Origin of the sequence: Hoeflea ulvae, from assembly GCF_026619435.1 — a bacterium.
Classification (GTDB): domain Bacteria; phylum Pseudomonadota; class Alphaproteobacteria; order Rhizobiales; family Rhizobiaceae; genus Hoeflea; species Hoeflea ulvae.
Genome location: NZ_JAOVZQ010000001.1, coordinates 1,510,663 through 1,523,042 on the forward strand (window position 1 = coordinate 1,510,663; position 12,380 = coordinate 1,523,042).

At 61.6% G+C, this 12,380-nt stretch carries 12 protein-coding genes; 5 read left to right on the forward strand and 7 right to left on the reverse strand.

Annotation, left to right across the window (positions count from 1 at the left end; all coding sequences use genetic code 11):
* Window positions 1-4: 4 nt before the first annotated feature.
* Window positions 5-421 (reverse strand): response regulator, encoded by a 417-nt coding sequence (locus tag OEG82_RS07010; RefSeq protein ID WP_267611716.1) that lies wholly within the window; start codon window positions 419-421, stop codon window positions 5-7.
* A 210-nt stretch (window positions 422-631) separates the two neighbouring features.
* On the opposite strand from OEG82_RS07010, the gene OEG82_RS07015 reads away from it, so the two are divergent.
* Both OEG82_RS07015 and OEG82_RS07020 read left to right on the forward strand, forming a co-directional pair.
* The gene (locus OEG82_RS07015) at window positions 632-850 is read left to right on the forward strand and encodes a hypothetical protein (protein ID WP_267611717.1); all 219 of its coding nucleotides are present in this window, start codon (window positions 632-634) and stop codon (window positions 848-850) included.
* A 230-nt stretch (window positions 851-1,080) separates the two neighbouring features.
* On the forward strand, window positions 1,081-3,192 hold the full coding sequence (locus tag OEG82_RS07020) for a catalase (RefSeq protein WP_267611718.1): 2,112 nt from the start codon (window positions 1,081-1,083) through the stop codon (window positions 3,190-3,192).
* Window positions 3,193-3,282: 90 nt separating this feature from the next.
* Here OEG82_RS07020 and OEG82_RS07025 read toward each other — a convergent pair whose 3' ends face one another.
* The 4 genes from OEG82_RS07025 to OEG82_RS07040 all read right to left on the reverse strand — a co-directional run bounded on the left by OEG82_RS07025 (window position 3,283) and on the right by OEG82_RS07040 (window position 6,289).
* Complete coding sequence (locus OEG82_RS07025; protein WP_267611719.1) at window positions 3,283-3,636, reverse strand: hypothetical protein; 354 nt, start codon at window positions 3,634-3,636, stop codon at window positions 3,283-3,285.
* A gap of 127 nt (window positions 3,637-3,763) precedes the next feature.
* Window positions 3,764-4,684, reverse strand: coding sequence for a ribokinase (gene rbsK / locus OEG82_RS07030; RefSeq protein WP_267611720.1), 921 nt, complete (start codon window positions 4,682-4,684; stop codon window positions 3,764-3,766).
* A gap of 9 nt (window positions 4,685-4,693) precedes the next feature.
* On the reverse strand, window positions 4,694-5,146 hold the full coding sequence (locus tag OEG82_RS07035; protein WP_267611721.1) for an RbsD/FucU family protein: 453 nt from the start codon (window positions 5,144-5,146) through the stop codon (window positions 4,694-4,696).
* Window positions 5,147-5,224: 78 nt separating this feature from the next.
* Window positions 5,225-6,289, reverse strand: coding sequence for an ABC transporter ATP-binding protein (locus OEG82_RS07040; RefSeq protein WP_267611722.1), 1,065 nt, complete (start codon window positions 6,287-6,289; stop codon window positions 5,225-5,227).
* Window positions 6,290-6,540: 251 nt separating this feature from the next.
* Between OEG82_RS07040 and OEG82_RS07045 the strand changes: the two genes are divergently transcribed.
* From OEG82_RS07045 to OEG82_RS07055, 3 genes are all read left to right on the forward strand, one after another.
* Window positions 6,541-8,202 (forward strand): type 2 periplasmic-binding domain-containing protein, encoded by a 1,662-nt coding sequence (locus OEG82_RS07045; protein WP_267611723.1) that lies wholly within the window; start codon window positions 6,541-6,543, stop codon window positions 8,200-8,202.
* A gap of 71 nt (window positions 8,203-8,273) precedes the next feature.
* A complete protein-coding gene (locus OEG82_RS07050; RefSeq protein ID WP_267611724.1) occupies window positions 8,274-9,380 on the forward strand; it encodes a carbohydrate ABC transporter permease in 1,107 nt (368 codons plus the stop codon).
* A 13-nt stretch (window positions 9,381-9,393) separates the two neighbouring features.
* Window positions 9,394-10,311, forward strand: coding sequence for a carbohydrate ABC transporter permease (locus tag OEG82_RS07055; RefSeq protein ID WP_267611725.1), 918 nt, complete (start codon window positions 9,394-9,396; stop codon window positions 10,309-10,311).
* A 39-nt stretch (window positions 10,312-10,350) separates the two neighbouring features.
* Here OEG82_RS07055 and OEG82_RS07060 read toward each other — a convergent pair whose 3' ends face one another.
* Both OEG82_RS07060 and OEG82_RS07065 read right to left on the reverse strand, forming a co-directional pair.
* Entirely contained in the window at window positions 10,351-10,896 is a 546-nt protein-coding gene (locus OEG82_RS07060) for a phosphoheptose isomerase family protein (RefSeq protein ID WP_267611726.1), read from the reverse strand.
* A complete protein-coding gene (locus OEG82_RS07065) occupies window positions 10,893-12,326 on the reverse strand; it encodes an FGGY-family carbohydrate kinase (protein ID WP_267611727.1) in 1,434 nt (477 codons plus the stop codon). Before OEG82_RS07065 ends, OEG82_RS07060 begins: the two co-directional genes overlap by 4 nt.
* Window positions 12,327-12,380: the final 54 nt, after the last annotated feature.

Below are 12,380 nucleotides of genomic sequence, written 5' to 3' on the forward strand. Positions count from 1 at the left end.
GGTTCTAACGCTCCTCGGCGCTCATGGCTTCGGGACGCTGGAATGCGACGACATTTTGCGGCGCGATTGTCTGTGACTGGCTGATCAGCTCGCAAAGCAATTCCGCCAGGCTGTCATAGTTGATCGGTCTGGACAGGAAGTTGCGGGCACCGGCAATACGCACCGAATTGGAAGGCACGCAACCTCCGAGCGTCACCAGCGGAATCGCCGATCGGCGCAGCTTCGACGCGAACATCAGCGAGACCTCATCGGGATGATGAAGGTCGAAAATTGCGGCATCAATGCCGGAATGGGAGCAATTCCGATGCTCGCCCGGCCGCATCGGCTCAACGGCGAAGCCGCGATCCTCAAGCTCTGACAGCAAGTTCACCGTCAGCATGGGCTCGTCGGTGACAACAAGAATTTTCGGACTCGTATGCATTGTGTACTCCTTCAATGGGTGTCGCGGCGGCACCTCAATTGCTGGATGAGCAGTGCAGTCGGAGTACATGGTTATATGAAAAGCCGACCATAGAAAGGCCACGCTTGTGCAGTGAGTGCACAATGCAATTGTAACTAAGAATTGGCCACTTGAAAAATGTGGGTCACTTACTAACATAGAGCCATCGACCAGGTAGCCGGGACTTCTGAAATGTACCGTGAAAGAAATGAACGCTTGCAGATCATGGTGTCGCCGGAAGAACTCGCCGCCATCGATGACTGGCGATTCACACAGCGCATGCCAAGCCGCGCATCCGCGGTTCGCGAGCTGTTGCGCCGCGGTCTTCAGGCCGAGGGTGTCACCATCGCCGAGGCACACGAGAAATCCAGCGATTTCGGCGTCATCGAGAAACGCTACGACGCCGAGTGATGCTGACTTGCGCGGATCTGTGCACAGGGCGGAATCACCAGCCCGCCTGAATCGAGCCTGATGGGCGCGCGTTCTGAGCCGGGCTACAAGACCGGTCCGTAGACAATTCTGTTTCTTCAAATTCTGGAACCATGCTCCCGGACCGGCGTTCTCCGTTCTGGATGTTTGGCACGGGCGTACCGCGCGGTGCGACGGCCACTTCCATTGTCCAGCAGCAATTGGAGAGCGATATGGCGAACAGCAAGAGCAGCCGACCGGAGACGGTCAGCATCGGTGATCAGAAGGTCCTGCGCGGAACCGGCGGAGAACTGCACCAGACGGCAGGCGGAGACATACCGACCCTCACCACCCAGCAGGGGACCCCGGTTGCCGACGACCAGAATTCACTCAAGGCCGGTCAGCGCGGTCCCACACTCATCGAAGACCAGCATTTCCGCGAAAAGATCTTTCATTTCGATCACGAGCGCATTCCCGAGCGCGTTGTCCATGCCCGCGGCTTTGGCGCGCATGGCTATTTCGAGACCTATGAATCGCTTTCTGACATTACCCGCGCCGATATCTTTCAGCGCGCGGGCGAAAAGACAGAACTGTTTGTCCGCTTCTCGACGGTGGCCGGCAACAAGGGCTCGGCGGATCTGGCGCGCGATGTGCGCGGCTTTGCGGTGAAATTCTACACAAAGGAAGGCAATTGGGATCTGGTTGGCAACAATATCCCGGTGTTCTTCATCCAGGATGCGATCAAGTTTCCCGACCTGATCCACGCGGCCAAGCAGGAGCCCGATCGCGGCTTCCCTCAGGCGCAGACCGCGCATGACAATTTCTGGGACTTCATCTCGCTGACGCCGGAATCGATCAACATGGCGCTGTGGATCATGTCCGACCGCACCATTCCGCGCTCTTTCCGCTTCATGGAGGGCTTTGGCGTCCACACCTTCCGGATGGTCAATGCCGAAGGCAAGTCGAGCTTCGTCAAGTTCCACTGGAAGCCCAAGCAGGGGCTGCAGTCGGTCGTCTGGAACGAGGCGCTGAAGCTCAATGGCGCCGACCCGGATTTCCACCGCCGCGACATGTGGGACGCCATCAAGATGGGCGACTATCCGGAATGGGAACTGGGCCTGCAGGTCTTTGACGAGAAATTCGCCGAAGAGTTCGAGTTCGACGTGCTTGACGCGACCAAGATCATTCCCGAAGAGCAGGTGCCGATCAGGATCGTCGGCCGCATGGTGCTCGACCGTTGCGTCGACAATTTCTTCGCCGAGACCGAGCAGGTGGCCTTCCAGACCGGCAACCTGGTCCCCGGCATCGATTTCACCAACGATCCGCTGCTGCAGGGACGCAATTTCTCCTATCTCGACACGCAGTTGAGCCGGCTCGGATCGACCAATTTCAACCATCTGCCGATCAACGCCCCGCGCTGTCCGTTCCATCATTTCCAGCAGGATGGACACATGGCCTTCCAGAATCCCAAGGGCCGGGCCAATTACGAGCCCAATTCCTGGGGCAAGGACGGCGGACCGCGCGAGAACCCGGAGAAGGGTTTCCAGTCCTATCCCGAGGAACTGGAAGGTGCCAAGGGTCGCCACAGGTCCGAAACCTTTGCCGACCACTACAGCCAGGCCCGGCAGTTCTACCTGTCGCAGACAAAGGTTGAGCAGGGTCACATCGCCGATGCCTTCGTCTTCGAATTGTCAAAGGTTCAGACGGCAGCGATCCGCGAGCGCATGGTCTCGCATCTGCTTAATGTGGACCAGGATCTCGCAGCCAAGGTTGCGAAAGGCCTGCGGCTCAAGTCGATGCCGGAACCAGCCGATGCGGCGCGCCCGACGATCATGGACCTCAAGGTCTCCGAGAAACTGTCGATCGTTCTCAATGGTCCGGACAGCTTCAAGGGCCGCAAGCTCGGGGCGCTGGTCACCGACGGTGTCGATATCGATCTCGTGACCGCGCTCAAGAGTGCGATGGAAAGTGAAGGCGCGCAAATCGCGTTCATCGCGCCGCAGGTTGGCGGTGTCGAGGCCAGCGATGGCACCTGGATCGAGGCTGACGAGAAGATCGATGGTGGACCGTCGCTGCTGTATGACGCCGTTGTCATCCTGGCGTCGGAAGAGGGAGGATCGGAGCTTGCGAAAATGCCGCCCGCCCGCGATTTTGCCGCCGATGCCTTCTCCCATTGCAAGTTCATCGGCTATTCGCAGCAAGCGCAGCCGCTGCTTGAAAAGGCCGGCGTCTGGGCCGATCTCGATGCCGGATGCAAGCAGCTGTCGCAGACCGATGACGGCAAGGCATTCGTAGAGATGTGCCGCGACCTGCGCTTCTGGGAGCGCGAGGAAAAACTCGGCTAGGTCAAAAGACCTTTGACGTGAAAGAGCCCGCCATATCGGCGGGCTCTTTTGGTATGGGACCCGGTTTTCCGGGCCGGAGCGAGAGGGCGATCAGGCGTCCCGGATCAGCCCGCGTTCGCCCGGAACATCGCCTTCTTCTTCCAGAGTGACGTGGTAGAGCTTGTCGTCTCGAAAGGCGCTGGCGAAATCCGTGGTCGTCCCGTCACCGGGCTTGGCGTCGATGTCGAGAAAATCGACTTCGGCCTCGGCCGCAACGATGCGGGCGTCGGCGGGCGAGAAGGCCCGCACCCGGACGGCGCCGTGATTGGGGGCATTGTCCCATCGCGGGTCGTCGGGCCGGGTGTTGGGTTCGAGCCGGTAGATTTGCAGCTTGCCGGCCGGCTGTTCCGTCGAGACCGGGTCGCTGATCGCGCCGACCGCCGGCTGGGTGGGGAATTCGGACATGGGTTCGGATCCTTTCTCGGGTTTTGCAATGAAAGGAAAACGACCGAGACCGGTTTTGGTTGCGGATCTGCCGGTGATCCGGACTTTCCGGCAGATCAGGCATTCTTCAAGCGTCTGGCGCCGCCGGTCAGTTGCGCGCCAGGAGCGCCTTGATTTCCGACAGCGATGGCATGGAGGGCGCAGTCCCTGGCCGGGTCACCGAAATCGACGCGGTGGCGCAGCCGAATCTGACCGCATCAACCGGTTCCATGCCGGTTGCCAGTGCCGCCGCAAATCCGCCATTGAAGGCATCGCCGGCGCCGGTGGTTTCCGCCACCGGACCGGCATTGAAGGCCGGCACATGAACATTCTGTCCGGCGCCGTAATAAAGCGCGCCGTTTTCGCCCAGCGTGATCACCACCGCCCGGGCCCCCATTTCAGTCAGTCTTGCCGCCGCCCTGGTGGCGTCTTCAAGGCCGGTCACGGCAATCCCGGTCAGCGCTTCGGCTTCGGTTTCGTTGGGGGTGACATAGTCGCACAGCGCCAGCATGCCGTCGGGCAAGGTGGCTGCCGGGGCAGGGTTGAGGATGGTGGTCGCGCCGCCCTCGCGGGCAATCTGCAGGGCGCGCATTGCTGCGTCCATCGGCTGTTCGAGCTGGGTGACGAAGACTGCGGCATTGCCGATCAGGTCAGCGCGGGCATCGATGTCTGCCGGACAGATCGACCCGGCCACGCCCGGGCAGACAATGATCGCATTGTTGCCGGTCGCCGCCTCGACAAAGATATAGGCCGCGCCCGTGTAGCCGTCCTCGTGCTGGGTGATGACGGGGGTGACGCCGGCATCGGCCCAGGTCTTGAGCGCCATGTCGGCAAAGGTATCGCGTCCGAGCCGGGTGATGAAATGGGTTTCCGCCCCGGCCTTGGCGGATGCGACAGCCTGGTTGGAACCCTTGCCGCCCGGTCCGAGCGCAAAACTCTCACCCATGATGGTCTCGCCCATCCGCGGCGCCCGGGCTGCGCGATAGGCGGTGTCGGCCACAAACACGCCGAGAATGACAACCTTTGACATGATGGTCCCCTACTCCTGCGGCGGGATCACGCCCTTGCGGAACATGAAGCAGCCATAGAACCGTCGTTCTCCGGTCTGGATCACCGCATAGGCCTGCTTGGCCATGTCGTAGAAGGCGAAACGTTCGATGCTGACCATCGGCCGGGGTTGCCCTTCGGCGGCATCGATGGCGCTCTGCACTTCCGCCTGCACCGGCGGCACTTCGTCAGGGCTGCCGACGATCTCCATCCGGCCGGCAAAATCATCGACGAAAGTGTCGAGCGGCAGCACCGAAAGTACGGCTTCGACGGCTTCTGCAGCGGTCAGGTTGTCCATCCGCAGCAAATCGCCGACCACCGTCTGCCGGGCGATCGAATCGGACGGAAAATTGGTGTCGGCAATGATCAGCGTATCGCCATGGCCCATGGCGCGCAGTGCGTAGAGCACCTCGGCATTCAGTCTGGAGTCCAGTCCCTTGAGCATGCTATCCTCCTCCATGCAATGTCGTCCGGCGCCCTCTGCCCGCGCCATCCGACCTTCAATGTGCGGCCTGAAGCCGGGTCAGTTCAGCCGCAATCCGGTATCTGCGTCAAACATGTGCACCATTTCGGGGCGTGGCTTGAGCCGGATCACGTCGCCCGGCCGGAAGGCATGACGGTCCCGGAACACGGCGATGATTTCCTGGCCTGCGGCGCGCAGCACCACATGGGTTTCCGATCCGGTCGGCTCGACCACGGCGACCTTGGCCTCGAAGCCGGTGTCGTCGAGTTCGAGATGTTCCGGCCGGATGCCCAGGATCACCTTGCGGCCCGCTTCCAGCCCGGCGCGCTCCGGCGCGAGCAGGGACACGCCCTGGGCTTCCACGGTCTGGCTGGTGCCATTGTGCCCGGCGACACCCTCGATCAGATTCATCGACGGCGAGCCGATGAAGCCTGCGACAAAGACATTGTCCGGCCGGTCGTAGAGCTCGAGCGGCGAGCCTTGCTGGGAAATATGGCCGTCGCGCATGACCACGATCTGGTCGGCCATGGTCATGGCCTCGATCTGGTCGTGGGTGACATAGACAGTTGTGGTCCCCAGCCGCTGGTGCAATTCGCGGATTTCTGCGCGCATCTGCACCCTGAGCTTGGCGTCGAGATTGGACAGCGGTTCGTCAAAGAGAAACACCTGCGGTTCGCGCACGATCGCCCGGCCCATGGCGACGCGCTGGCGCTGGCCGCCGGAGAGCTCGCGCGGGTAGCGGTCGAGATAGGGCTTGAGCCCGAGGATCTCCGCAGCCGTGGCGACCCGCTGGTCGATTTCCGGCTTCGGCATGCGCTGCATCTTCAGCGCAAATCCCATATTCGCCGCCACCGTCTTGTGCGGGTAGAGCGCGTAGTTCTGGAATACCATGGCGATATTGCGTTCGGCCGGCGGCAGGTTGTTGACCACCCGGCCGCCAATATTGATCGTGCCGGCGGTAATGCCTTCAAGTCCGGCGAGCATTCTCAACAGTGTTGACTTGCCGCAGCCGGAGGGGCCGACAAGAACGACGAAACGTCCGTCCGGAATATCGATGTCGACGCCGTGGATGACCTCTACCGCCCCATAGGCCTTGTAGAGTTTCTCGATCCTGACATCCGCCATGCCGCCCCCCGCATTCTTTGCTTTTTCGTATCGTTGGCAAGTGGTAGCGCACCGAAAAGCCGCTGTCCATCATGTAGACATGCCAACATGTTAGATACTTGACAGCTCTGCGGAAGGCTGAAATGTTTTCAATCTTGTCCGGAAAAACCGGACCCGGGCGTTGGGAAATACTTGCGATCAGCGACCTGTCGGGTTGGTCGAATTCCCAGGACCGGACCGCTTGAGGAGGCGGGCAATCTTGGGAGGAATTTATGAAAGTCGAATTGTTTGAACACGCGGTACGGGTGGCGATGAGCCGTCGCCGGCTGCTGCAGGGTGCTGCTGCCGTCGGCAGTCTCGCTGCAGTGGGAGGTCTTGGTACCAAACATGCCGGCGCGCAGGACGATGTCCGCGCCGCCATCCTGAAGATCCCCGGCGTTGGCGCCGGATCACCGACCGACGCCGATTGGCAGAAGGTCGGAGAAATGTGTCTGGCAGCGACCAGGGCCAATGTCGCCGAAGGCGAGTTCGAAGGCGTTGAACTGACCTTCATGGGGCTGAATAACCAGAACCTTCACAATTTCCTGTTCCGCGGCTTCCTGAAGCCATGGGAAGCCTATACCGGCGCGAAGATCAACTGGATCGATCTGGCCCAGGCCGATTACAACGCCCGTCTGCAGCAGTCGATCGCCACCGGCACCGTGGATTTCGACCTTATAGAAATGGGCGCGCCGTTCGAAGGCGATGTCTGCGGCAAGGGCCTGGCCTCGGAAATGCCGGACTGGGTAAAGACCCAGATCGACATGGACGACTATGTGAGCTACCTGCAGGCGCCTGTCGGCACCTGGGACGGCAAGACCTACCGTGTCTCCATTGATGGCGATTGCCACACCTTCGCCTATCGCAAGGACTACTACGAGAACGCCGATTTCGCCGCAGCCTGGAAAGAGTCTGGCGGCGAGGGCGAGTGGAGTGTTCCCCGCACCTGGAAGGATGTGCAGGCGCATTCGAAATTCCTGGCCGGCAAGGAAGATCCGCTCACCGGACTTGAAGCCCATGGCTTCCTTGACCCGCTCAAGGGCTGGGGCGGCTTCGGCTTCTACTTCCTTGAAGACCGCGCCACCGCCTATGCCAAGCATCCCGATGATCCGGCATGGCTGTTTGATGCGGACACGATGAAGCCGCGGGTCAACAACCCTGCCTTCGTCCGCGCCATTCAGGACGTGATGGACCTGATTGCGGTCGACGGCGCCTATCCTGCCGACCAGATCAACGCCGATCCGGGCACGACTGCGTTCTCGCAGTTCCTGGCAGGCACCGGCTCGATGCTGACCTGGTGGGGCGATGTCGGCTCTTCGGCCCGCACCTCCGACACCTCTGTCGTCGGCGATGTTGTCGGGTTCGACATCCTGCCGGGCTCGGACGAGGTCTACAACTCCAAGACCGGCGAATGGGAAGCCACGGCCAATGAAGCGCCCAACATGGCCTATATCGGCTGGGGCGTTTACGTCATGGCCCGTGTCGATGGCGACGAGAAGAAGCACAAGGCCGCTTGGTCTGCTGCGGCGCATCTCGGCGGCAAGGACCTGTCCTTGTGGACATCGGCCTATCCGTCGGGCTTCCAGCCCTACCGCAACAGCCACTTCAACTACGAGGAATGGGAAGAGGCCGGTTATGACCGCGCCTTTGTCGAGGATTACCTCGGCTCCAACGCGGACAGCTACAATCACCCGAACTCGGCGATTGAACCGCGCATTCCGGGCATCTTCCAGTATTACTCGGTGGCCGAGGACGAACTGGCCAAGGGCTTTGCCGGGCAATATGCCTCCGCCCAGGAAACCGCCGATGCCATCGCTGCCGCCTGGGAGAAGATCACCGACCAGATCGGCCGGGAAAGCCAGATAGCGCTCTACAAGGCGTCGCTGGGCATGTAGGCCCGACACTCTGATCTGGACGCCGGCGGAAAACCCTGCCGGCGTCCGTTTTCAATCCGGGATGCGCAGATTTGGCCGAGCAAGGCGATTTCCTTCACGTTGTCACCACCGACAATCTCTCCGACCGGAGGATTGCGATCGGCCGCGCCATCATATGGGGCTCCGCCGGCATTCTGGCAGTGGTTGCCCTTTTCCAGACCCTGCAGGAAACCGGCTATGCGGATTTCGGCTTCTCCACCTGGCGGCCGACGCTCTATGCCTATGTGCTCTGGGCGATCTGCCTGTGCTGGGGCCAGGTTCTGATCCGCGGCGAACGGGGCAAACGTGTCCTGTTCGTCCTGCCTGCGGCGCTGTTCGTGATATCCATGGTGGTGTTCCCGCTGCTGTTCGGGCTGGTGATCGCGTTTTCGGACTGGAACCTTTCCTCGCCGACCGGCCGCACCTTCAACGGCCTGGACAATCTACGCCAGATGTGGACCGACGACTTCTACTGGAATGCGCTGGCCAATATGGTGCGCTACACGCTCGCTATCATCGTCGAATACGCCATCGCCTTCGGCCTTGCGCTCTTGCTCAATTCGCAGATCCGCGCCCGCAAATTCTTCCGCGTCGCTTTCCTGATGCCGCTTATGCTGTCGCCGGTTGCGGTAAGCTGGATGATCGGCAAATCAATGATGGAAGTCCGGTTCGGTCCGCTGGCGCGGCTGGCGCGCGAATTGGGATGGGACTCGCCGTCGTTTTTCGGCTCGCCCGAAATGGCCCGTCTGACCATCATGGTGATGGACGCCTGGACCTATATCCCCTTCATGATGATCATGATTCTGGCAGGCCTTCAGGCCATCCCCAAGGACATCCAGGAAGCCGCCAGGGTTGATGGCGCACGCGCCTGGCGGGGTTTTTGGGAAGTCACATTCCCGCTGATGCTGCCGGTTTCGATCACGGTGATCCTGATCCGCATCATCTTCAAGCTCAAGCTCGCCGACATCATCATCAATGTGACCTCCGGCGGTCCGGGCGGCGCCACCGACAGCGTCACCAGCTTCATCTTCCGCGAATACCGCGACCGCTCCAATGTCGGCTACGGCACATTGCTGGCAATGGTCTATCTGGTGGTCATCGTGATCGCGATCACGATCCTCATGAAGCTGACCGACCGCTGGGCGCGGCCGCGTTATTGATCGGAAAGCACAGATGAGCCAGCAGATATTTCATGACAGCCCCGATGATTTCGCCCACAAGGCGAAATGGTTCTCGGGCCGGTTTGCGGTCTATGCCGCGCTGATCCTGTGGGCAATCATCTGCCTGTTTCCGATCTACTGGACGATCACAACATCATTCAAGATGGCTCCGGACGTGATGCGGGGGCATCTCATCCCGTATTGGGACTACCAGCCGAAATGGCTTGGCTGGCGCTCGCTCGGCTTTTCCCCCGACACGATCTGGGCGGAATCCACGGTGCGTGAGGAATTCGTCAAGCGTTTCTACAATTCGGTGATCACCTCGCTGTCGGCCTCGGCGCTGGCGGTGTTCCTGGGATCGCTCGCAGCCTACGGCCTCTCGCGCTTTTCCTACCGTTTCGGCTTCATGCGCAATTCGGACATCTCGTTCTTTTTTCTGAGCCAGCTGATCCTGCCGCCGGTGGTGTTGGCGCTGCCCTTTCTGGTGCTCTACAAATCATTGGCGCTGCTTGACACCCGCATCGGCCTGATCCTGCTCTACACGCTCACCGTGCTGCCGATCGTCATCTGGATCATGCGCGACCAGTTCGCCGGCATTCCCAAGGAACTCGAAGAGGCCGCACTGGTCGACGGACTGTCGATCTGGGGCGCCTTTGCCACCATCGTGCTGCCGATTGCGCTGCCCGGCATGGTCGCGGCCTTCATCCTGTCGCTGGTGCTGACCTGGAACGAGTATTTTTTCGCAGCCCTGCTGACTTCCACCCACGCCAACACGCTTCCGGTGATGGTGGCGAGCCAGACCGGCAGCCAGGGCATCAGCTGGTGGTCGATGGCGGCGCTGTCCTTTGCGGCGATCCTGCCGCTGATCGTCATCGGCATTCTGCTCGAGCGCTACATCATCAAGGGAATGGCAGCGGGTGCCGTGAAGTAACACGCATCAGGGCACCGGCGCCCGCCGGCTGCGAGACCCTCATTCCATGTTGGTGTGGCGTGCCCGCATGCTTTCGGTGGTTTCGCCGAGCTGATCCTTGAGCTTGAGCACCAGGATTTCGAACAACACGAACAGCGCGCCCTCATAGGCCGAGCCCATCGGCAGGACCGAAGCGCCGCCGATGTCGCGCGCCATGGTCTGCGCCGGAATGGTCAGAACCAGATCGGCAAGCCCGGCGCTTTCGCAGTCCGGTTCCGCGGTCAGGAACAGGATTCTTGCCCCCGCTTCCTTGGCCACCCGCATCAGCGCCGTGACGGTCGAGAGTTCGCCGGGACCCGCAGAGCACAGAAACAGATCACCCTTGCCAAGCGGCGGCGTGGTCATGGCGCCTTGCGTCGCGGCGTTCAGGCCGAGATGAAACAGCCGCATGGTCAGCCCCTGGATCTGAAGGCTCTCGCGGCCGCATCCATAGGCGACGATCGTGCTCGCCGATCCGATCATGGCGGCGGCATGCTCTATCTCTGCCGGATCAATCGCCTCGACCACGGCCCCGATTTCCGACAGTGCTTTCCGGAATTCGGTCATGCTTCGGGATCCAGTGCTGCCATGATGTCCTTCGTCTGCTCATAGAGCTTCAGGAACAGGGGATATTGCCGGTCATAGGCGGCATGGCTTTTGGCTTCGACCACTTCGCCGGGCGGATTCCAGGCTGCCATGTCTCCGGCCTCGGCGCTGCCCACGGCAAGGGCTGCCAGGAATGCGTCGCCATAGGACGCGCCGGTGGTGACGGCGCAGACGATCTGGTCAAGCCCGGTGAGATCGGAAGTCGCCTGGAGCCATGGCCGGTTCTTGGTGCCGCCGCCGACTGCGAGCACTCGGGCCGGCCGTTGTCCGGCTTCGGCATAGGTTTCGGCGATGTGCCGTGTCGCCGATGCAATGCCTTCGAGGACTGATCGGTACATGTCGCCGCGGTCATGGGTCAGGTCGAGCCCGAAGAAGCTGCCCTTGGCATGGCTGTCATGGATCGGCGTGCGCTCGCCCGAAAAATAGGGCAGGCAGATAAGCCCCTTTGCGCCCGGCGGCGAGGCCAGGGCTTCGCTGGTCAGCACGGCGAAGGCGCTGTCGCGCTCAAGCTCGCGGGCAAAATGATCGCGGAACCAGTGGGTCAATGTGCCGGATGTCGCAAGACCGGCCATTGCCGCATGTTCGCCCGGGAAAAGCCAGGGCGCGTGCCACAGCCGCGGATCGGACAGCGGCTGGTCCGACAGCAGGATGATGAAAATGGTCGAGCCATACATCATCATCATGTCGCCTGAATGCCTGACCCCGACGCTGACCGCTTCGGCTGCTGCGTCGATGGTGCCGCAGGTGACCGGCGTGCCTGCGGCGAGGCCGGTTTCAGCGGCAGCCTCCCGGGTGACATGGCCGGCAATCTCGGTTGACCACATCAGTTCAGGCAGCATCGCGGGCGGGCAGAAATCGGCGAGGTCATCGCACCAGTCCTGCTCGGTTATGTCATAGAGCGGCGAGAAATTGGCGGCGGTGTAATGATCGATCGCATAGGCGCCGGTCAGCCGGAAGGTAAGATAGCTGGTCGAGGACAGGATCCTTGCCGTCTTCTCCCACAGCTCCGGATGGTTGCGCTTGAACCAGAGTATCTTGGGGCCGACAGATTGCGAGGTCAGCGCATTGCCGCAGCGGGCAAGGATCGTGTCCTTGCCGATCTCCGCATTGAGATCGTGGATTTCGCGCGCAGCGCGGGTGTCGACGCCGTAGAGCACGCCATTGCTCAGCGGCGCGCCATCGGCATCCACCGGGAGCATGCAGGGTCCGATGGCCGATGTGGCGATGGCGCGGATCTCGGCGGGGTCGACGCCGCTTTCGGCAATCAGCTTGCGGGTGATGAAGACAAAGTCGCCCCACCAGTCTTCCTCGGCGCGGTGCTCCGCCCAGCCCGGGCGCGGCACGATCATCTCGTGGGCGCGCGCGGCACTGGGCGACGATGCGGCCGTCATCGGCAACCAGAACGCCCTTGCTTTCGAAGGTGCCGATGTCAACGCCGAGTGTGA

Coding starts and splice junctions, on each gene's coding strand:
- OEG82_RS07010 (WP_267611716.1), bottom strand. CDS start 421: ATGCATACGAGTCCGAAAATTCTTGTTGTCACCGACGAGCCCATGCTG.
- OEG82_RS07015 (WP_267611717.1), top strand. CDS start 632: ATGTACCGTGAAAGAAATGAACGCTTGCAGATCATGGTGTCGCCGGAA.
- OEG82_RS07020 (WP_267611718.1), top strand. CDS start 1,081: ATGGCGAACAGCAAGAGCAGCCGACCGGAGACGGTCAGCATCGGTGAT.
- OEG82_RS07025 (WP_267611719.1), bottom strand. CDS start 3,636: ATGTCCGAATTCCCCACCCAGCCGGCGGTCGGCGCGATCAGCGACCCG.
- rbsK (WP_267611720.1), bottom strand. CDS start 4,684: ATGTCAAAGGTTGTCATTCTCGGCGTGTTTGTGGCCGACACCGCCTAT.
- OEG82_RS07035 (WP_267611721.1), bottom strand. CDS start 5,146: ATGCTCAAGGGACTGGACTCCAGACTGAATGCCGAGGTGCTCTACGCA.
- OEG82_RS07040 (WP_267611722.1), bottom strand. CDS start 6,289: ATGGCGGATGTCAGGATCGAGAAACTCTACAAGGCCTATGGGGCGGTA.
- OEG82_RS07045 (WP_267611723.1), top strand. CDS start 6,541: ATGAAAGTCGAATTGTTTGAACACGCGGTACGGGTGGCGATGAGCCGT.
- OEG82_RS07055 (WP_267611725.1), top strand. CDS start 9,394: ATGAGCCAGCAGATATTTCATGACAGCCCCGATGATTTCGCCCACAAG.
- OEG82_RS07060 (WP_267611726.1), bottom strand. CDS start 10,896: ATGACCGAATTCCGGAAAGCACTGTCGGAAATCGGGGCCGTGGTCGAG.
- OEG82_RS07065 (WP_267611727.1), bottom strand. CDS start 12,326: ATGACGGCCGCATCGTCGCCCAGTGCCGCGCGCGCCCACGAGATGATC.